This is a genomic window from Bacillus sp. 9.4 (assembly GCF_055486415.1).
Genome location: NZ_JBVFMU010000001.1, coordinates 922,520 through 941,311, shown reverse-complemented (window position 1 = coordinate 941,311; position 18,792 = coordinate 922,520). Strand labels below are relative to the sequence as shown.

The following is an 18,792-nucleotide window of genomic DNA, read 5'->3' as shown; positions in this document are numbered from 1 at the left end:
AGTGTCTGTTTTGGGCTTTCTCATGATGTTTTGTGCCCGGCTGCTTCCAATAGCAAATCAGCCAGGTGAACGGCTCTGACTTTACCGCTTAGTCCTTCGCGTTCAATGCCGAGCTTCATCTGCAGCAGGCAGCCGGGATTTGCTGTTACAATGAGGATCGCTTCGGTTGCTTTGACGGCAGCCATTTTGCTGTCCAGTATTTTCATAGACATTTCAGCTTCGACGATGTTGTAAATTCCCGCTGATCCGCAGCAGCTGTCTGCTTTCTCCATTTCTTTGAATTCCGCCCCTTTGATGCTTTTAAGAAGCTGGCGGGGCTCAAGCGACGTATGCATTACATTTCTTAGGTGGCATGAATCTTGATAGGTAATGATCTGCGGCGTCTCGAGTGCTAGATCCATTTGATGGAAATCGAGCTCAACCAAAACGGACGAAAAATCTTTCAGCTTCTGAACAAACGCAGCAGCCCGTTCCGACCACTCAGGGTCATCCTTCAGCAAATGATCATATTCAGTGAGAAAGGCTCCGCATCCTCCTGCGTTTGTAATGACAGCATCCACGTCTAACGCTTCAAAAGCAGCGATATTTTGTTTCGCGAGCTCTTTCCCTGTGTTTTTTTCACCGCTGTGTCCATGAAGCGCCCCGCAGCAAGCCTGTTCAGGCGGAATGACAATGTCGCAGCCTGCCAGCTGTAAAAGCTTCAATGTGGCGTTGTTGGTCGGTAAAAACATTGTATCCATTAAGCAGCCCGAAAAAAAGGCGACCCGTTTTTTCATGGGACCAATGGACGGCAGGAAACGCGGCCGATGTTTCATGTCTTTGCTTTTTGGAACATCAGGAAGAACAGCTTCCATCGTCCGCAAATGCTCAGGCAGGACCCGAAGCATGCCTGATTTTCGCACAGCGGTTTGCAGTCCTGAACGCTGATACAAACCGATAAGGCTTACAGCTGAGCGCATGCGGTTTTGATGCGGAAACAGCTCGTGAAAAGCCGTCTTTCGCATGACACGTTCACCAAGCGAGTGTTTTTTATTTTGGTGGATAATATCTCTGGCTTCCTCAAGCAGCTGCCCGTATTTCACGCCAGACGGGCATACAGGCTCACAGGCGCGGCAGCCGAGGCAAAGTGACAGCGACCGTTCGACATCTTCATCCGGTTCAATCATACCGTCGGCTACGGCTTTCATTAAGGCGATGCGCCCGCGCGGAGAGTGTGTTTCCTGAAATCCCGATTCGATATAGGTCGGACAGGAAGGAAGACAGAAACCGCAGCGCATACAATTTAATAACTCGCCTTCATCCATACGCTCTTTAAATTCATTTTGGATCTGTTTCATTTCTTTTTCTGTTGTCATCTTTCCGTCACCACACGTTTTCTCGCATCTTTCGCAAACATTTTGCCGGGATTTAATATGTTCCGGGGGTCAAATGCCGCTTTCAACGCTTTCATCGCATCAATGCCTTCTTTTTTCAGCTTCATTTCCAAGTAAGGCGCTTTCATTTCCCCGACTCCGTGCTCTCCGGTTATCGTCCCGCCAAGTTCAATCGCTTTCTCAAAAATCTCGGCAAAAGCCTGTTCGACACGTTCCATTTCATCCTTATTTCTTATGTCTGTCGTGCATGTCGGGTGAAGGTTCCCGTCTCCCGCATGGCCAAAGGTGCAGATGGAAATATCATATTTAGCAGCAATATCATTAATCGCTTTAACCATATTGGCGATTTCTGAGCGAGGAACGGTCGCATCCTCTAAAATCGTCGTCGGTTTGAGGCGGGCTAGGGCAGAAAGTGCAGAACGCCGGGCTTCAGTCAGGGCAAACGCTTCCTCCTCTGTTTGTGCGGTCTGAACGGAAACGGCGTCGCCTTTTTTGCAGATCGCCTCAATCTTTTCCATATCCCGTTCAACAGTTTCAAATGGCCCGTCTTGTTCAATTAACAAAACTGCTTTTGCGCTTGTCGGAAGTCCGATTTTGGCATAATCCTCAATCACCAAAAGTGTAGGCTGGTCGAGAAATTCAAGCGTGGCGGGTATGATTTTTGCGGCAATGATGTCTGATACCGTTTGAGCAGCGGCATCGATATTTTCATATAGGGCAAGCATCGTCTTTTTTGTTTCAGGCTTTGGAACGAGCTTGACGATTGCCTCTGTCACAATGCCGAGTGTTCCTTCTGAGCCGACAAAAAGACGTGTGAGATCGTATCCGGCCACATCCTTTGCGAGTTTTCCGCCGGTGCGGATGATGTCACCATTTACGAGCACAACCTCCAGTCCAATAACATAGTCGCGGGTGACGCCGTATTTTAATCCGCGGAGCCCGCCGGAGTTTTCATTGATGTTGCCGCCGATAGTTGAGATTTTCATAGAACTCGGATCGGGCGGATAAAACAAACCTTTGCTTTCAACTGCCTTGATCATATCCAGCGTAATAACGCCCGGCTGAACTGTGGCAGTTAAATTTTCTTCATCAATTTCAAGAATCCGGTTCATGTGCTTAAAGAGAAGCACAAGTCCGCCTTCAGTCGGGCACGTGCCGCCGCACAGGTTTGTCCCTGATCCTCTTGGAACGATCGGCACTCGATGTTCGCTGCAAATTGTTAAAATGCGTGATACTTCTTCAGTATTCCTTGGAGCAATCACGGCATCAGGCATAGACTGATACTGAGGCGTCGCATCATATGAATAGACGAGACGGCCGGCATTCGAGTCATCAAAGTTTTCTGGTCCGGAGACCCGAATCAGCTGCTCCTTTACATCCTTGGTGATCATTTCACCCATCCCCCTGTCAAAAAACGCTTTCAATCTATTGTAAAAGAAAAAAAGCAAAGCCTTCCATGGAGAAACATACAAAAAATGAAACTGAAACTCTCTCTATTTTGTATCTTGATCTAAAAAATAGAGTGCAACGTACATCGTGACGACGTCCTCGGTACGGTCAAAACGTAAACCCGTCAGCTGTTCAGCCTTAGCCAGACGATAACGCAATGTATTGATATGAATATGCATATCTTCTGCGGTTTGTTTCAAAGACAAATCGTGATGAAAGAAAGTCCGTAACGTATTCATAAGTTCCTGATGCTCAAGCGCCTCTCCTAATACTCTTTGCGGAAATTCGTTTCGGGTTCCCGGGCTGATCTCCGTCAGACACATATCAAGCTTCAGATCCTCTTCAAATATGGGCGTTTTTCGCTTAAGGCTGACAGCCAGCGCTTTTTCCGCTTGCTCGTATGAATCTGTCAGGCTGGAGCTTGCGACAGCCCTTCCGGCGCCAGCTGCTGCAAATTGGCTGTTTGCGGTATTGGCAAACGAACAAATGTGAAGGATCTTCCGTAAAAGCCGATCCCTTTGTTCATGCTGCGGCACTTCATGATTAATCAAGATCCGTTCATTTCCCCACCTGATGAACAAATCCGCAGGGTACGAGGATTTCCAGCTGCGTGCCATTTGTTCAATATCATGACGTGACCACTCATACCCCTGAATAAGAATCATTTGGCGTCGGGAGGAAAGGTCAACACCAAGAAGCTGAGCTTTCTCAAGAAAACTGGGAGACCACTCCTTTAATTGCAGCCAATCGATCATAAAGGACTCCAGCATTCTCTCACGCCACTGGGATTGCTCTAAATGCCGTGATTCCTTAATGAACAGCTCTGTCATTTTTCGAAGCAGTTCTCCGAATGGCTGAATCTCTGCAGGCTCACCTGTCAGCCCGAAGACGGCGATCACATCATGGTCAAAAAATACAGGGAGGTTTATGCCTGCTTTCACTCCTTTTAACCTTGTTTCATCTTCTTTTGTAATAATCACGCTGCGTCTTTCTTTTGCGCAGATAAGCGCTCCCTCATGAAATTGTCCGACACGCTCATCGTTTGTGCCTGCCATAATAAGACCGTCCGTGTTTACAATAATGACTTCACGTTCGTACATTTTTTTAACTTCAGCAATAATTTTTTTCGCTAATAACGGCTGTAAAAACATGGCGTTCCCCCTCATCATGTTTTTATTATATAAGAAAAAAACCGGGCGCTGTCACCCGGTTTCATGTCTTATTCGGCGGGTTTTAATCCGCCTTCAAGCGTTTTCAGCATTTCGTTTTTCTCACTTTCGGATGCGTGCTGCCAAATGACTTCGAATAAAACGCCGAGCCCTGGAAGCATTTTTTCTTCACCGCTTTGAATAGCATCTACGATTGTATGCTCAAGCTGCTCCTGATTATTGCCGGTGACATTGGCAATGACGGCATGACGTAAATTAAGATCCATGTAAAACGCTCCTTTTTCTAAAATGTAATACGTATATTCTAACCCTGCACCTGGTTTATTATGTGCTGTTCTTGCGATATAATAACATCATGTTAAAAAAAGGAGCGCCACATAGACAGTGAAACAAATAGAATCGGCAAAAAACCAAAAAGTGAAGGATTGGAAAAAGCTTCACACAAAAAAAGAACGAACAAAAACAAATACATTTCTGATAGAGGGAGAACACCTCGTTGAAGAGGCGTTGAAAAGCCCGGGCATTGTGAAAGAAATCCTTGTAAAGGATGAAACGAGGATTCCTTCAGATCTTGAGACTGGTATCCAGTGCTATATGCTGAGTGAAGATGCGTTTTCAGCTGTGACTGAAACCGAAACGCCGCAGCAGATTGCCGCTGTGTGCCATATGCCTGAAGAAAAGCTGGCAACGGCACGCAAGGTGCTGCTGATTGACGCTGTTCAAGATCCGGGAAACCTTGGCACAATGATTCGAACGGCTGATGCGGCCGGTTTGGATGCGGTTGTACTCGGTGACGGCACGGCGGACGCCTTTAACGGAAAAACACTGCGATCTGCTCAAGGATCTCACTTCCATATTCCTGTTGTGAGAAGAAACCTGCCTTCATATGTGGACGAATTGAAGGCAGAGGGCGTAAAAGTATACGGCACGGCGCTGCAAAACGGAGCGCCTTACCAGGAGATTCCTCAGTCTGAATCCTTTGCGCTCATTGTAGGAAATGAAGGTGCAGGGGTGGATGCTGCATTGCTGGAAAAAACGGATTTGAACCTGTACGTGCCGCTTTACGGACAGGCTGAATCACTAAACGTTGCGGTTGCGGCTGCCATCCTCGTGTATCACTTGCGAGGATAGTGTTGCGCCAAGCGTTGGATTTCTCTATAATAGAACATAATATTTCAAAAACCGTGACAGAGGACCTCAATTTCTGATCATCTGCTTTCCAGGGAGAAAATGCCGCTGACTGAGAGCATTTTTAACGCAGCCGGAAATTGGCTTCACCTCTTGAGTTGTCGCCGGGACCGCGTACACTGCGCGTAAAGGTGAACCGGAATCTGATTCCGTTATGTCAATGAAGCTGACGACAGCATCAGTCTGTCTGAAATAAGGGTGGTACCGCGGCCACAACTCGTCCCTTGTACAAGGGACGGGTTTTTTTTATTTTCCAAAGACATATGACGGTTTGTTTACATAAAAGGAGGATGCAAAATGGAAGAAAAGCTAAAACAGCTGGAACAAGAAGCTTTAGAACAAGTAGAAGCGGCAAGCTCATTGAAGATTGTCAATGATATTCGGGTGCAATATCTCGGAAAAAAAGGGCCGATTACAGAAGTGCTGCGCGGAATGGGCAAGCTTTCTGCTGAGGAACGTCCAAAAATGGGGGCGCTCGCGAACGAAGTAAGGGAGCGTATTGCCAATGCGATTGCTGACAAAAACGAGAAGCTTGAAGAAGAGGAAATGAAACAGAAGCTTGCAGGACAGACAATTGACGTCACGCTGCCGGGGAACCCTGTTGCAGTCGGCGGCCGCCATCCGCTCACTGTTGTCATTGAAGAAATTGAAGATTTATTTATCGGTATGGGCTACACAGTCGAGGAAGGGCCAGAGGTTGAAACGGATTACTACAACTTCGAATCGCTCAATCTTCCGAAAGAACACCCTGCGCGCGATATGCAGGACAGCTTTTACATCACAGAGGAGACTTTGATGAGAACGCAAACTTCCCCTGTCCAAACACGGACGATGGAAAAGCATGAAGGCAAAGGTCCCGTTAAAATCATTTGCCCGGGTAAAGTATATCGCCGTGATAACGATGATGCGACGCACTCTCACCAATTTATGCAAATTGAAGGGCTTGTCGTTGACAAAAACATCAGCATGAGTGATTTAAAAGGAACGCTTGAACTTGTTGCGAAAAAAATGTTCGGACAAGACCGCGAAATCAGACTCCGCCCAAGCTTCTTCCCGTTTACTGAGCCTTCAGTAGAAGTGGATGTGACATGCTTTAAATGTGGTGGGAACGGCTGCTCAGTATGTAAAGGAACAGGCTGGATTGAAATCCTCGGTGCCGGAATGGTTCACCCGAACGTGCTTAAAATGGCTGGCTTTGATCCGAAGGAATATCAGGGCTTCGCATTCGGAATGGGTGTTGAGCGCATCGCGATGCTGAAATACGGCATTGATGATATCCGCCACTTCTATACAAACGATGTCAGATTTATTTCGCAGTTTAAACAGGCGTAAGAGGAGGATGCAAGGATGTTTGTTTCTTATAAATGGTTAGAGGATTATGTTGATTTAAAAGGCATGGACCCGGCTGTTCTTGCTGAAAAAATTACAAGAGCCGGTATTGAGGTTGAAGGAATTGAATACAAAGGAGAAGGCATCAAAGGCGTTGTCATCGGCCATGTGCTGGAGCGCGAGCAGCACCCGAATGCTGATAAGCTGAATAAGTGCCTTGTGGATATCGGAGCTGAAGCCCCTGTACAAATCATTTGCGGCGCGCCGAATGTGGATAAGGGACAAAAAGTCGCAGTTGCAACAGTCGGAGCGGTGCTGCCGGGCAATTTCAAAATCAAAAAAGCCAAGCTTCGCGGTGAAGAATCAAATGGCATGATCTGTTCCTTACAGGAGCTTGGTATCGAAAGCAAACTTGTGACGAAGGAGTATGCAGAAGGCATTTTCGTATTCCCTAATGACGCTGAAACAGGAAGCGATGCCTTAGCGGCTTTACAGCTTGACGATGCGATTCTTGAGCTGGGTTTAACGCCAAACCGCGCGGATGCCATGAACATGCTTGGTGTTGCTTACGAGGTTGCCGCAATTTTAGACACTGAGGTAAAGCTTCCGCAAACGGATTACCCGGCTGCTTCAGAACAAGCGTCTGATTACATTTCAGTCAAAATTGAAGATCAAGAAGCGAACCCGCTGTACACTGCAAAAATCATTAAAAATGTCACGATTGCTCCGTCACCGCTTTGGATGCAGACAAAGCTGATGAATGCAGGCATTCGTCCGCACAACAACGTCGTTGACATCACAAATTTTGTCCTGTTGGAATACGGACAGCCGCTTCATGCGTTTGATTATGACAGATTTGGCTCTAAGGAAGTCGTAGTAAGAAAAGCAGCTGAGAATGAAATGATCGTAACTCTTGATGATCAAGAACGTAAGCTGTCCGCCGATCACCTTGTCATTACAAACGGAACGAAAGCGCAGGCCGTCGCGGGTGTCATGGGAGGAGCAGAGTCAGAGGTTCAGGAATATACGAAAACGATTTTGCTTGAGGCTGCGTATTTCAACGGGCAGACGGTTCGCAAGGCTTCCAAAGACCTTGGTTTGAGAAGTGAATCAAGCGTAAGATTTGAAAAAGGAATTGATCCGGCGCGCGTACGTCTTGCAGCAGAACGGGCTGCGCAGCTGATCCATCTGTATGCCGGCGGTGAGGTGCTTGCAGGAACAGTTGAGGAAGATCACCTGACAATCGAAGCAAATAACATTCACGTATCTGCTGACAAAGTGAGCAGCGTTCTAGGCCTGACGATCAGTAAAGAAGAACTGATCAGCATTTATAAACGTCTCGGTTTTACGGTCGGTGAAGCGGGTGAACTTCTCGTTGTGACCGTCCCATCACGCCGCGGCGACATTACAATAGAAGAGGATTTAATCGAAGAAGCGGCAAGACTGTACGGCTACGATAACATTCCGTCTACGCTTCCTGAGACAGCGGGAACTACAGGCGGATTAACGCCATACCAGGCAAAACGCCGTAAAGTCAGACGCTTCCTTGAAGGCGCAGGCTTATCACAAGCCATCACTTACTCACTGACAAACGAGAAGAAAGCGGCAGCGTTTGCGATTGAAAAATCACTGAATACTGTGCTTGCGCTTCCAATGAGTGAAGAAAGAAGCATTCTCAGACACAGTCTTGTTCCGAATCTGCTTGATTCTGTTTCTTACAACCTCGCGAGGCAGACTGACTCAGTTGCACTGTACGAAGTCGGCTCCGTTTTCCTGACGAAGGAAGAGGACACAAAACCTGTTGAAACAGAACGCGTAGCAGGAGCTGTTACCGGATTATGGCGCAAGCAGCTATGGCAGGGTGAAAAGAAACCAGTTGATTTCTTTGTTGTCAAAGGAATTGTAGAAGGGCTGTTAGACAAACTCAACGTCCTAGACAGCATTGAATTTGTACAGTCTGAACGCAAACAGCTGCATCCGGGCAGAACAGCGAACATTTTATTGAATGGTTCTCTGATCGGCTTCATCGGCCAAGTCCATCCTTCATTGGAAAAAGAACTGGATATAAAGGAAACATACGTATTTGAGCTCGATCTTCATGCGTTGCTCGCGGCAGAAACAGCACCGCTTGTTTACACGGCGATTCCGAAATATCCGTCTGTGACACGTGATATCGCCCTTGTAACAGATAAAACCGTCACAAGCGGACAGCTCGAGAGCGTCATTAAAGAGGCTGGCGGCAAGCTTCTGAAAGAGGTAACCGTCTTTGACGTATACGAAGGCGAACATATGGAGGAAGGCAAGAAGTCAGTCGCTTTCTCACTCCAGTATGTCAACCCTGAACAAACACTGACTGAAGAAGAAGTGACAAAGGCGCACAGCAAAGTGCTGAAAGCGTTAGAAGACACATATCAAGCTGTTTTAAGAGGCTGATAAAAAAGCTTGCAGATTTCTCTGCAAGCTTTTTTCTATGAACGTTTTTTATCAGCAAGGCGCTGCGCTTTTTGCGTATTGGCGAAATGGAGTTTTGTAAAGGTTCTGAGTGCAGATGCCCCTTTTTTGAGGATCAGCTTGGCGGCCGCTTCATCGACGTGAGGACCGGCCCCTTTTGGAAGCGTCATTCCTGCCTCGCGTGATAGTTTATCCATTTCCATTAAAAACGAATATCTCGCAATGATTGAAGCAGCGGCGACAGCCAGGTGAATACCTTCAGCTTTTGTGCTAAAATAGGTCCGCTCCTTCACAATGTCTCTGCCCTTTAAATGATTGAAGTAGACGCCTGGCTCAGCGAATTGGTCAATCAAAATGGCTTCAGGCTTTACTCCATCCAATTTTCTTAATAAATGGGTGATCGCCTGATTGTGCAGCAAAGCTTTCATTTTCCCTTGGCTCATGCCTTTTTCCTGCATGCTGTTATACTTTTCATTTTTTAAAACCAGCAGGCTATATGGAATGGTTTTGATCAGGTTTCGGGCAATCTCGATGATTTGCGGATCTTTTAAATCTTTAGAATCCTTAACACCGAGTTCCTTCATTAAAGGAAGCATGGTTTTGTCGACGTATGCACATACAACCGTCATTGGGCCAAAGTAATCTCCGGTTCCGACTTCGTCAGAACCGATAACAGACATTCCGGCGATATCTGCCGGAGGGGCATAGCGGGGATCAGCCGGCTTTTTGGCCGTTTTCTTCTTTTCCTGAGGCTCTGCTGTTCCCCAGCGCGCGGATTCTGCCGCAGCGTTTTTGCCTTGAAACAAGACCTTGCCTGATTTATATGCTGTAATGGTACAGCCGGGCGGTTTCGCCTGAAAAACGGCTCCCTGCGGAACAGAGGCTGTAAGTGAACCGCTGTACGTCATTTTCATTTGGTCAATAGCAGACAACGATACTTTTATCACTGAATGGGACACGTAATAATCTCCTTTTTTTACACTTTTCGCTGTATATACCAGTGTATCATAACAGCGGGAGGCTCGTCTTTCCATTCATTTAATAAACGTGTTATGATAAGAACTAGGATTCTCGCGGAATGGAGGAGAAACGTTGTCTGACGGCAAAAAAACAAAAACAACCGTTGACATTTACGGCCAGCACTTCACGATTGTCGGTGAAGAAAGCAGAGCCCATATGAGGTATGTCGCCGGAATTGTTGATGATAAAATGAGAGAAATCAATGAAAAAAATCCATACCTTGATATAAATAAACTTGCAGTGCTGACAGCGGTAAATGTGGTGCACGATTATGTCAAATTACAAGAGAAATGTGAAAAACTGGAGCGTCAGCTTAAAGAAAAGGATTGAACAACTATGCTAGATATCATCATCTTAATCTTGCTCCTGATGGGGACTCTACTGGGGTTAAAACGCGGTTTTATCCTGCAGTTTATCCGCTTGACGAGCTTTATTTTATCAATTGCCTTTGCGGCTTTATTCTATAAAAACGTGGCACCGCATTTACATTGGATTCCCGCACCCGATTTTTCAGCGGGACAGCCGGCTCTTTCTTTTTTTACGGGGAATTTGGAAGCAGCGTACTATAATGCGATTGCGTTTATCGTTTTATTTATCATTGCTAAAATCTTACTGAGAATCATCGGCTCGTTCCTGAGTATTGTAGCCGGCATTCCGGTGATTAAACAAATCAACCAGATGCTGGGCGCCGTTCTCGGTTTTCTAGAAGTCTATTTATTTACATTTGTGCTGCTGTATGTCGCATCCGTTCTTCCGATAGATGCACTGCAGCAAATGATGGGGCAATCGTCTCTCGCAAATGTGATCATTAACCATACACCATACTTGTCAGGGCTCCTACAAGAGCTGTGGACACAGTACGGGGCATAAAAAAACTTCTCTTGTCCGGAGAAGTTTTTTTCAAGTATGATGGAAACATATGTGAACGTCTGGGGGTTATGATATGCATAAAAAAGATATTATCCGGCTGCTTGAAACCATTGCAGTCTATATGGAACTAAAAGGGGACAACCCGTTTAAAGTATCTGCCTTCCGAAAAGCGGCGGCAGCCTTGGAACAGGACGACCGAAGCTTATCAGAAATTGACGATATGATGTCGCTGTCCGGAATTGGAAAAGGAACGTACAGCGTCATTAAAGAGTATATAGATGAAGGAAAGTCAAGCACGCTCGAATCGCTGCAGAAAGAAGTGCCGGAAGGACTCGTGCCTTTATTGAAGCTGCCAGGGCTCGGCGGCAAAAAAATCGCAAAGCTGTATAAAGAGCTCGGCGTACACGATGCAGAATCTCTAAAGGAAGCCTGTGAACAGCAAAAGGTGCAAGGTCTTGCGGGCTTTGGCAAAAAATCAGAAGAGAAAATATTACAGGCGCTCGGGGAAGCCGGAAAACAGCCTGAACGGTTCCCGATCGGATACGCCCTCCGGATCGCGCGGGAAATTGAGGAGCATCTTTCTCAATTTACGCATATCATCAAATTTTCCCGTGCCGGAAGTCTCCGCAGAGCGCGGGAAACGGTGAAGGATCTGGATTATATCATTGCTACAGATCATCCGGCTGAAGTAAGAGAGCAGCTTCTTGAGCTGCCAAACATCAAAAGCGTGATCGCAAGCGGAGATACGAAGGTGTCCGTCATCCTTTCCTTTGAATATGAAACAAGCGTCGATTTCCGTCTTGTGACGGAAGAGCAGTTTCCGACAACACTCCATCATTTTACGGGATCAAAGGATCACAATATTAAGATGCGCCAAATCGCCAAAGAACGCGGCGAGCGGATCAGTGAATACGGCGTTGAGACAGTTGAAACCGGAGAGATCAAAACATTTCCGAGTGAACGTGAATTTTATGCGCACTTCGGCCTGCCGCTGATTCCGCCGGAAATTCGTGAAAGCGGACAGGAAGTGGAAACTTACAGCGACAGCATTGAACTGATAGAGCTCGGGCAAATCAAAGGTGATCTCCATATGCACTCAACGTGGAGCGATGGCGCATTTTCGATCAGAGAGATGGCTGAAGCCTGCATCAAAAAAGGCTATCAATACATGGCGATCACCGATCACTCACAATATTTAAAGGTTGCCAACGGGCTTACTGCAGAAAGACTTAAGCAGCAGGCAAAAGAAATTGACGCGCTGAATGCAGAGTTCGAAAACTTCCGTATTTTGAAAGGCGTTGAGATGGATATCCTGCCTGACGGTACGCTCGATTATGATGACGATGTACTGGCGGAAATGGATATCGTTATTGCATCGATTCATTCCAGTTTTAATCAGCCGGAACACGTGATTATGAAACGGCTTGAGACGGCACTGACAAACAAGCATGTTGACATTATCGCACACCCGACCGGGCGCCTTATCGGCAGACGGGCCGGTTACGAAATCGATATTGATCAGCTGATTGAGCTTGCGAGGAAAACAAATACGGCGCTTGAACTCAACGCCAACCCTGCGCGCCTTGATCTGCGCACAGAGCATTTAATGAAAGCAAATGAACAAGGGGTTACATTGGTGATTAATACTGATGCCCATAATATTGAGATGTTAGACGATATGAAAACTGGCGTTACTGCCGCGCGCAAAGGATGGACGGAAACGAAAAACGTTCTGAATGCCCGGTCGCTTAAAGACGTAGAGGCATTTCTGAAGCGCAACGATTAAGTAAGGAGGCTCACACAATCGTGCAGCAAAAAGTATTATCAGCTCTTGAATTTCATAAAGTGAAAGAACAGGTTATTGGGCATGCCGCTTCATCGCTCGGAAAAGAAATGCTTCTCGAGCTTAAGCCTTCTGCTTCTATAGACGAAATCAAAAAACAGCTGGATGAAGTAGACGAAGCTTCTGACATTATCCGGCTGAGAGGCCAAGCGCCATTTGGCGGCCTTGTTGATATCAGAGGGGCATTAAGACGGGCGGAAATCGGCAGCGTTCTCAGTCCTTCTGAATTCACTGAAATCTCAGGCCTGCTTTATGCAGTTAAACAAATGAAACATTTTATCACCCAAATGGCTGAAGACGGTGTCGACATTCCGCTGATCCATCAGCATGCTGAACAGCTTATCACGCTGTCCGATTTAGAGCGGGACATTAATTCCTGCATCGATGATCACGGAGAAGTGCTTGATCATGCATCGGAAACATTAAGAGGAATCCGCACACAGCTCAGAACACTCGAATCAAGAGTCAGAGACCGGTTAGAGTCGATGCTGCGTTCCTCTTCCGCATCGAAAATGCTGTCTGATACGATTGTTACGATTCGGAATGACCGCTTTGTGATCCCGGTCAAACAGGAGTACAGATCCAGCTATGGAGGAATTGTGCACGACACCTCATCCTCTGGTGCGACACTATTCATTGAACCGCAGGCGATTGTAGATATGAACAATTCCCTTCAGCAGGCGAAAGTGAAAGAAAAGCAAGAAATTGAACGGATTTTGCGTGTGCTGACAGAGAAAACGGCTGAGTATACAGAGGAGCTATTTCTAGATTTGCAAGTGCTGCAGACGCTTGACTTTATTTTTGCAAAAGCTAGATATGCAAAAGCGGTTAAAGCGACAAAACCGATTATAAACGACACCGGCTTTATCCGTTTGAAAAAAGCCCGCCATCCATTGCTTCCGCCTGATCAGGTTGTTGCCAATGACATCGAGCTTGGCCGCGATTTTTCAACCATTGTCATCACAGGGCCAAACACCGGGGGGAAAACAGTCACCCTTAAAACGTTAGGCCTGCTAACCTTAATGGCGCAGTCAGGTCTTCATATCCCGGCAGATGAAGGGTCAGAAGCGGCAGTATTTGAGCACGTATTCGCTGATATCGGTGATGAACAGTCGATTGAGCAAAGTTTAAGTACGTTCTCATCCCATATGGTGAACATTGTCGGCATTTTAGAACAGGTCAATGAAAACAGCCTTGTGCTTTTCGATGAACTTGGTGCAGGGACAGATCCGCAGGAGGGGGCGGCCCTCGCCATGAGCATCTTGGATGACGTGCATCGCACCAATGCACGAGTGTTAGCTACGACGCATTATCCGGAATTGAAGGCGTACGGCTATAACAGAGAAGGCGTCATGAATGCCAGCGTTGAATTTGACATCGAAACGCTGTCACCGACCTATAAACTTTTAATCGGTGTGCCGGGTCGAAGCAATGCTTTCGAAATTTCAAAACGCCTCGGGCTTCCGGACCATATCATCGGGCAGGCGAAGTCAGAAATGACGGCCGAGCATAACGAAGTCGATACGATGATTGCGTCGCTGGAACAAAGCAAAAAACGTGCGGAAGAAGAGCTTTCTGAGACAGAATCAATCAGAAAAGAAGCGGAAAAACTGCATAAAGAGCTGCAGCAGCAAATCATCGAGCTTAACAGCAAAAAAGACAAAATGCTTGAAGAGGCAGAACAGCAGGCTGCTGAAAAAGTAAAAGCGGCAATGAAAGAAGCCGAGGACATTATTCATGAATTGCGCACCATAAAAGAAGAACACAAATCCTTCAAGGATCACGAGCTGATTAACGCGAAGAAACGGTTAGAAGGCGCTATGCCTGCTTTTGAAAAGTCCAAGAAACCGGAAAAGCCGAAAACGCAAAAACGCGACTTTAAGCCTGGCGACGAGGTGAAAGTCCTCACTTTCGGGCAAAAAGGAACATTGCTCGAAAAAACAGGCGGCAATGAATGGAATGTTCAAATCGGTATTTTAAAGATGAAAGTAAAAGAAAAAGATCTGGAGTTTATCAAATCAGCTCCGGAGCCAAAAAAAGAAAAAATGATTACAGCGGTCAAGGGAAAGGACTATCACGTATCGCTTGAACTTGATCTTCGCGGCGAACGCTATGAAAATGCCCTCAGCCGGGTTGAAAAATACTTGGATGATGCGGTGTTAGCCGGATATCCAAGAGTGTCAATCATCCACGGAAAAGGAACCGGCGCTTTAAGAAAAGGCGTACAGGATCTTCTGAAAAACCACCGCAGCGTCAAAAGTTCCCGTTTCGGTGAAGCAGGTGAGGGAGGATCAGGCGTTACGGTAGTTGAACTAAAATAAAAGGGAGTATGGCCATGAGTGATTTTTGGGAAAACGAGCTTGTGGAAATCGCGGCATATTACAGTGTCGCGGTTCTCTGCCTCGTCCTCTTTTTGACTGTGTTTGAGCTGGTGACGGCTTATAAAAACTGGGAAGAGATTCAAAAAGGAAATCTTGCGGTGGCAATGGCGACCGGCGGAAAAATTTTGGGGATCGCAAACGTATTTCAGCATTCCATCTCCCAGCATAATTCGCTGCTGCAAATGATCGGCTGGGGCGTTTACGGGTTTGTTATGCTTCTGATCAGCTACTTTATTTTTGAGTTTTTGACTCCGCGGTTTAAAATTGATCAGGAAATCGAAAATGATAACCGGGCTGTCGGCTTTATTTCATTTGTCATTTCTGTCGGGCTTTCATTTGTGGTGGCAGCCGGAATATAAGGGGACGGAGAATAAATGGAAAAGCTTGCAAAAGTACTGCTCGCCGCGGCGGGAATCTTTTTGTTAATTGGTCTTATATATCTGTTCATATTATGAGAAAAAGAAAGATTTACCTTTCTTTTTCTTTTTTTTGCCGTCCATCTGCTATAATGATAAGGTGGATCTCTAAAATCGAAAGGGGAGGTTTTATGCAGTCTCAAAAGCCGTGGCTTGCCGAGTATCCCAACGATATCCCGCATGAGCTTCCGTTGCCGAATAAAACCCTGCAATCCATCCTGACAGACTCCGCCGCACGATTCCCTGATAAAACCGCAATATCGTTTTATGGAAAAAAACTCACCTTTCATGACATTCTGACGGATGCTCTTAAACTTGCAGCTTTTTTGCAGTGCAATGGCCTGCAAAAAGGAGACAGAGTGGCTGTTATGCTGCCCAATTGCCCGCAAACAGTGATTTCTTATTATGGCGTCTTGTTTGCCGGTGGCATCGTGGTGCAGACGAATCCGCTTTATACCGAGCATGAGCTTGAATACCAGCTTAGAGATGCTCAGGTAAGTGTAATCATCACCTTAGATTTGCTTTTTCCGAAGGCAATAAAAATGAAAACGTTATCAATAGTCGACCAGATTTTGATAACCAGCGTAAAAGACTATTTACCTTTTCCGAAGAATATTCTTTACCCGCTGACGCAAAAACAAAAAGTGCATATCGACTTTGACAAAACAGCTAACATTCACACGTTCGCTTCCAGTATGAAGCAGGAAAAAACTGAACTCCTGACAATCCCGAAGATCGATCCTGAGCATGATATCGCTGTCCTCCAGTATACCGGAGGAACAACCGGAGCTCCAAAAGGGGTCATGCTCACGCACCAAAATATTTTGGCAAATACTGAAATGTGCGCCGCTTGGATGTATGACGTGAAAGAAGGTGCTGAAAAAGTGCTGGGCATCGTCCCGTTTTTTCATGTCTACGGACTGACGGCAGTCATGAACTATTCGATTAAACTAGGCTTCGAAATGATTCTTCTTCCTAAGTTTGATCCGCTCGAAACACTTAAAATCATCGACAAACACAAACCGACGCTCTTTCCTGGCGCACCGACAATTTACATTGGCCTTTTGCATCACCCCGAATTGCAGCATTATGATCTGTCATCCATTAAAAGCTGTCTTAGCGGATCAGCCGCGCTCCCCGTGGAGGTAAAGCAGAAATTTGAAAAGGTGACTGGCGGAAAGCTTGTGGAAGGCTATGGTTTGTCTGAGGCATCCCCAGTGACGCACGCCAATTTTATCTGGGGAAAAAACAAGCCGGGCAGTATCGGCTGTCCTTGGCCGAGTACGGACGCCGCGATCTATTCTGAAGAGACGGGTGAGCTTGCCGCTCCGTATGAGCATGGAGAAATCATTGTAAAAGGTCCGCAAGTCATGAAAGGATACTGGAATAAACCAGAGGAAACCGCCGCAGTGCTGAGAGATGGCTGGCTGTTCACCGGGGACATGGGCTATATGGATGAAGAAGGCTTTTTCTATATTGCTGACAGGAAGAAGGATATCATCATTGCCGGCGGTTACAATATTTACCCGCGTGAGGTAGAAGAAGCGCTTTATGAACATGAAGCCATCCAGGAAATTGTTGTCGCAGGCGTTCCCGATTCCTACAGGGGAGAAACAGTAAAAGCATTTGTCGTATTAAAGAAAGGCGCAAAAGCCGATGCAGAAGAACTGGACACTTTTGCGAGATCACGTCTAGCTCCCTATAAGGTGCCCAAAGCCTATGAGTTCAGAAAAGAGCTGCCGAAAACGGCGGTGGGAAAAATTTTAAGAAGGCGTTTACTTGAAGAAGAAACCGAAAATCATCATATCAAATAAAAAAAGAGAACGTCCATGAATAAACTTGACAAACCTGAAAATCCTTCTTATCATAAAATTATGAATGAATAGTCATTCATTTCTATAGGAAGGAACGATGAACATTGAAGCAAAAACGGCCAAAGTATATGCAGATTATTGATGCAGCAGTAGAAGTCATTGCAGAAAACGGCTACCACCAGTCACAGGTATCCAAAATTGCCAAACAAGCCGGAGTAGCGGACGGCACCATCTATCTCTATTTTAAAAACAAAGAAGATATTTTAATTTCTCTTTTCAAAGAAAAAATGGGTCAATTTATTGAGAGGATGGAAGAGGACATTAAAGAAAAAGCAACAGCGAAAGAGAAATTGGCGCTTGTGATTTCAAAGCATTTTTCCCTTTTAGCGGGTGACCATAATCTCGCGATTGTCACGCAGCTTGAGCTCCGCCAATCCAACTTGGAGCTGCGCCAAAAAATCAACGAAATATTAAAAGGCTACTTAAATATTTTGGATGGCATTTTGACGGAAGGTATACAATCAGGCGAATTAAAAGAAGGCCTCGACGTCCGCCTCGCCCGGCAGATGATTTTTGGAACGATTGATGAAACCGTGACAACTTGGGTGATGAATGACCAAAAGTACGATCTCGCTGCGCTTTCAGACAGCGTTTTAGAATTATTGGTGTCCGGAATTCATAATAAGTAAAGGAGTTCTGTCCTATGAATGCAATATCACTGGCAGTTGATCAATTTGTGGCAGTTTTGGCGATTCACAATCCGCCGGCAAATGCGCTTTCCAGCCGGATATTAGAAGAGCTGTCTTCCTGTCTTGATCAATGTGAGACAGATGCAGGTGTACGAAGCATTATCATTCACGGCGAGGGGAGATTTTTCTCAGCCGGCGCTGATATTAAAGAATTTACATCGCTTAAAAGCAATGAGGATTCCTCATTGCTCGCTGAGCGCGGCCAGCAGTTAATGGAGAGAATCGAAAGCTTTCCAAAACCGATTATCGCAGCGATTCACGGCGCTGCTCTCGGAGGCGGGCTGGAGCTTGCGATGGCCTGTCATATCAGAATCGCAGCAGAAGATGCTAAGCTGGGGCTCCCGGAGCTTAATCTCGGTATCATTCCAGGTTTTGCGGGGACACAGCGCCTTCCGAGATATGTCGGTACAGCCAAAGCATTAGAGCTCATCGGATCAGGAGAACCGATATCCGGAAAAGAAGCGCTTGATCTCGGACTTGTCTCAATTGGAGCGAAAGATGAGGCAGAAGTGATTGAAAAAGCAAAAGCACTTGCCGCTAAGTTTGCAGAGAAAAGCCCGCAAACGCTGGCATCTTTGCTTGAACTTCTTTATTCCAACAAGGTGTATTCCTATGAAGGCAGCTTAAAGCTTGAAGCAAAGCGATTTGGGGAAGCATTTGAGTCAGAGGACGCCAAGGAAGGCATCCAGGCATTTCTCGAAAAAAGAAAGCCTCAGTTCAAAGGCGAATAAAAGGGGATA

At 46.2% G+C, this 18,792-nt stretch carries 17 protein-coding genes; 11 read left to right on the top strand and 6 right to left on the bottom strand.

Translation table 11 applies throughout. From position 1 onward, the window contains the following. Positions 1–20: 20 nt before the first annotated feature. From ACZ07B_RS05605 to sspI, 4 genes are all read right to left on the bottom strand, one after another. On the bottom strand, positions 21–1,355 hold the full coding sequence (locus ACZ07B_RS05605; RefSeq protein WP_021480278.1) for a (Fe-S)-binding protein: 1,335 nt from the start codon (positions 1,353–1,355) through the stop codon (positions 21–23). Next, on the bottom strand, positions 1,352–2,764 hold the full coding sequence (gene glcD, locus ACZ07B_RS05600; RefSeq protein ID WP_464876987.1) for a glycolate oxidase subunit GlcD: 1,413 nt from the start codon (positions 2,762–2,764) through the stop codon (positions 1,352–1,354). Before glcD ends, ACZ07B_RS05605 begins: the two co-directional genes overlap by 4 nt. Positions 2,765–2,866: 102 nt before the next feature. Further along, on the bottom strand, positions 2,867–3,973 hold the full coding sequence (locus tag ACZ07B_RS05595; protein ID WP_348711039.1) for a CdaR family transcriptional regulator: 1,107 nt from the start codon (positions 3,971–3,973) through the stop codon (positions 2,867–2,869). Between the two features lie 68 nt (positions 3,974–4,041). After that, entirely contained in the window at positions 4,042–4,257 is a 216-nt protein-coding gene (sspI, locus tag ACZ07B_RS05590; protein WP_003229525.1) for a small acid-soluble spore protein SspI, read from the bottom strand. A 118-nt stretch (positions 4,258–4,375) separates the two neighbouring features. Between sspI and ACZ07B_RS05585 the strand changes: the two genes are divergently transcribed. Then, the gene (locus tag ACZ07B_RS05585) at positions 4,376–5,122 is read left to right on the top strand and encodes a TrmH family RNA methyltransferase (RefSeq protein ID WP_003246182.1); all 747 of its coding nucleotides are present in this window, start codon (positions 4,376–4,378) and stop codon (positions 5,120–5,122) included. Positions 5,123–5,188: 66 nt separating this feature from the next. Here the strand turns inward: ACZ07B_RS05585 and ACZ07B_RS05580 are convergent, their stop codons facing one another. Continuing rightward, positions 5,189–5,395, bottom strand: coding sequence for a hypothetical protein (locus tag ACZ07B_RS05580; RefSeq protein ID WP_217003019.1), 207 nt, complete (start codon positions 5,393–5,395; stop codon positions 5,189–5,191). Positions 5,396–5,476: 81 nt separating this feature from the next. On the opposite strand from ACZ07B_RS05580, the gene pheS reads away from it, so the two are divergent. Together pheS and pheT are read left to right on the top strand one after the other, a co-directional pair. Further along, complete coding sequence (gene pheS, locus ACZ07B_RS05575) at positions 5,477–6,511, top strand: phenylalanine--tRNA ligase subunit alpha (protein WP_185183658.1); 1,035 nt, start codon at positions 5,477–5,479, stop codon at positions 6,509–6,511. Positions 6,512–6,526: 15 nt separating this feature from the next. Then, positions 6,527–8,941: a phenylalanine--tRNA ligase subunit beta gene (gene pheT / locus ACZ07B_RS05570; RefSeq protein WP_464876986.1), complete on the top strand. Its 2,415-nt coding sequence runs from the start codon at positions 6,527–6,529 to the stop codon at positions 8,939–8,941. A gap of 35 nt (positions 8,942–8,976) precedes the next feature. Here the strand turns inward: pheT and rnhC are convergent, their stop codons facing one another. Next, a complete protein-coding gene (rnhC, locus tag ACZ07B_RS05565) occupies positions 8,977–9,918 on the bottom strand; it encodes a ribonuclease HIII (RefSeq protein ID WP_015483536.1) in 942 nt (313 codons plus the stop codon). Between the two features lie 133 nt (positions 9,919–10,051). Here rnhC and zapA point away from each other — a divergent pair, with 133 nt between their 5' ends. From zapA to ACZ07B_RS05525, 8 genes are all read left to right on the top strand, one after another. Then, positions 10,052–10,309, top strand: coding sequence for a cell division protein ZapA (gene zapA / locus ACZ07B_RS05560; RefSeq protein ID WP_003229534.1), 258 nt, complete (start codon positions 10,052–10,054; stop codon positions 10,307–10,309). Positions 10,310–10,315: 6 nt separating this feature from the next. After that, positions 10,316–10,849, top strand: a complete 534-nt coding sequence (locus ACZ07B_RS05555; RefSeq protein ID WP_014477597.1) for a CvpA family protein — start codon at positions 10,316–10,318, stop codon at positions 10,847–10,849. 73 nt (positions 10,850–10,922) lie between these two features. Beyond that, positions 10,923–12,635 (top strand): DNA polymerase/3'-5' exonuclease PolX, encoded by a 1,713-nt coding sequence (gene polX / locus ACZ07B_RS05550; RefSeq protein ID WP_128474160.1) that lies wholly within the window; start codon positions 10,923–10,925, stop codon positions 12,633–12,635. Positions 12,636–12,655: 20 nt separating this feature from the next. Next, the gene (locus ACZ07B_RS05545; RefSeq protein ID WP_464876985.1) at positions 12,656–15,013 is read left to right on the top strand and encodes an endonuclease MutS2; all 2,358 of its coding nucleotides are present in this window, start codon (positions 12,656–12,658) and stop codon (positions 15,011–15,013) included. A gap of 14 nt (positions 15,014–15,027) precedes the next feature. Beyond that, positions 15,028–15,432 carry a DUF350 domain-containing protein gene (locus ACZ07B_RS05540; protein ID WP_003237674.1) on the top strand — a complete coding sequence of 135 codons (405 nt, stop codon included), beginning with the start codon at positions 15,028–15,030 and terminating at the stop codon, positions 15,430–15,432. Between the two features lie 188 nt (positions 15,433–15,620). Then, the gene (lcfA, locus tag ACZ07B_RS05535; protein WP_217003023.1) at positions 15,621–17,303 is read left to right on the top strand and encodes an AMP-binding protein; all 1,683 of its coding nucleotides are present in this window, start codon (positions 15,621–15,623) and stop codon (positions 17,301–17,303) included. Between the two features lie 104 nt (positions 17,304–17,407). Continuing rightward, positions 17,408–17,992, top strand: a complete 585-nt coding sequence (gene fadR / locus ACZ07B_RS05530) for a fatty acid metabolism transcriptional regulator FadR (protein WP_014477593.1) — start codon at positions 17,408–17,410, stop codon at positions 17,990–17,992. Between the two features lie 14 nt (positions 17,993–18,006). Then, entirely contained in the window at positions 18,007–18,783 is a 777-nt protein-coding gene (locus ACZ07B_RS05525) for an enoyl-CoA hydratase (protein ID WP_327845951.1), read from the top strand. Positions 18,784–18,792: the final 9 nt, after the last annotated feature.

Excerpts from the sequence above, each read along its gene's own strand:
- ACZ07B_RS05605 (WP_021480278.1), bottom strand. The coding sequence starts at position 1,355 with ATGACAACAGAAAAAGAAATGAAACAGATCCAAAATGAATTTAAAGAG.
- glcD (WP_464876987.1), bottom strand. The coding sequence starts at position 2,764 with ATGATCACCAAGGATGTAAAGGAGCAGCTGATTCGGGTCTCCGGACCA.
- ACZ07B_RS05595 (WP_348711039.1), bottom strand. The coding sequence starts at position 3,973 with ATGTTTTTACAGCCGTTATTAGCGAAAAAAATTATTGCTGAAGTTAAA.
- sspI (WP_003229525.1), bottom strand. The coding sequence starts at position 4,257 with ATGGATCTTAATTTACGTCATGCCGTCATTGCCAATGTCACCGGCAAT.
- pheS (WP_185183658.1), top strand. The coding sequence starts at position 5,477 with ATGGAAGAAAAGCTAAAACAGCTGGAACAAGAAGCTTTAGAACAAGTA.
- pheT (WP_464876986.1), top strand. The coding sequence starts at position 6,527 with ATGTTTGTTTCTTATAAATGGTTAGAGGATTATGTTGATTTAAAAGGC.
- ACZ07B_RS05555 (WP_014477597.1), top strand. The coding sequence starts at position 10,316 with ATGCTAGATATCATCATCTTAATCTTGCTCCTGATGGGGACTCTACTG.
- polX (WP_128474160.1), top strand. The coding sequence starts at position 10,923 with ATGCATAAAAAAGATATTATCCGGCTGCTTGAAACCATTGCAGTCTAT.
- ACZ07B_RS05540 (WP_003237674.1), top strand. The coding sequence starts at position 15,028 with ATGAGTGATTTTTGGGAAAACGAGCTTGTGGAAATCGCGGCATATTAC.
- lcfA (WP_217003023.1), top strand. The coding sequence starts at position 15,621 with ATGCAGTCTCAAAAGCCGTGGCTTGCCGAGTATCCCAACGATATCCCG.
- ACZ07B_RS05525 (WP_327845951.1), top strand. The coding sequence starts at position 18,007 with ATGAATGCAATATCACTGGCAGTTGATCAATTTGTGGCAGTTTTGGCG.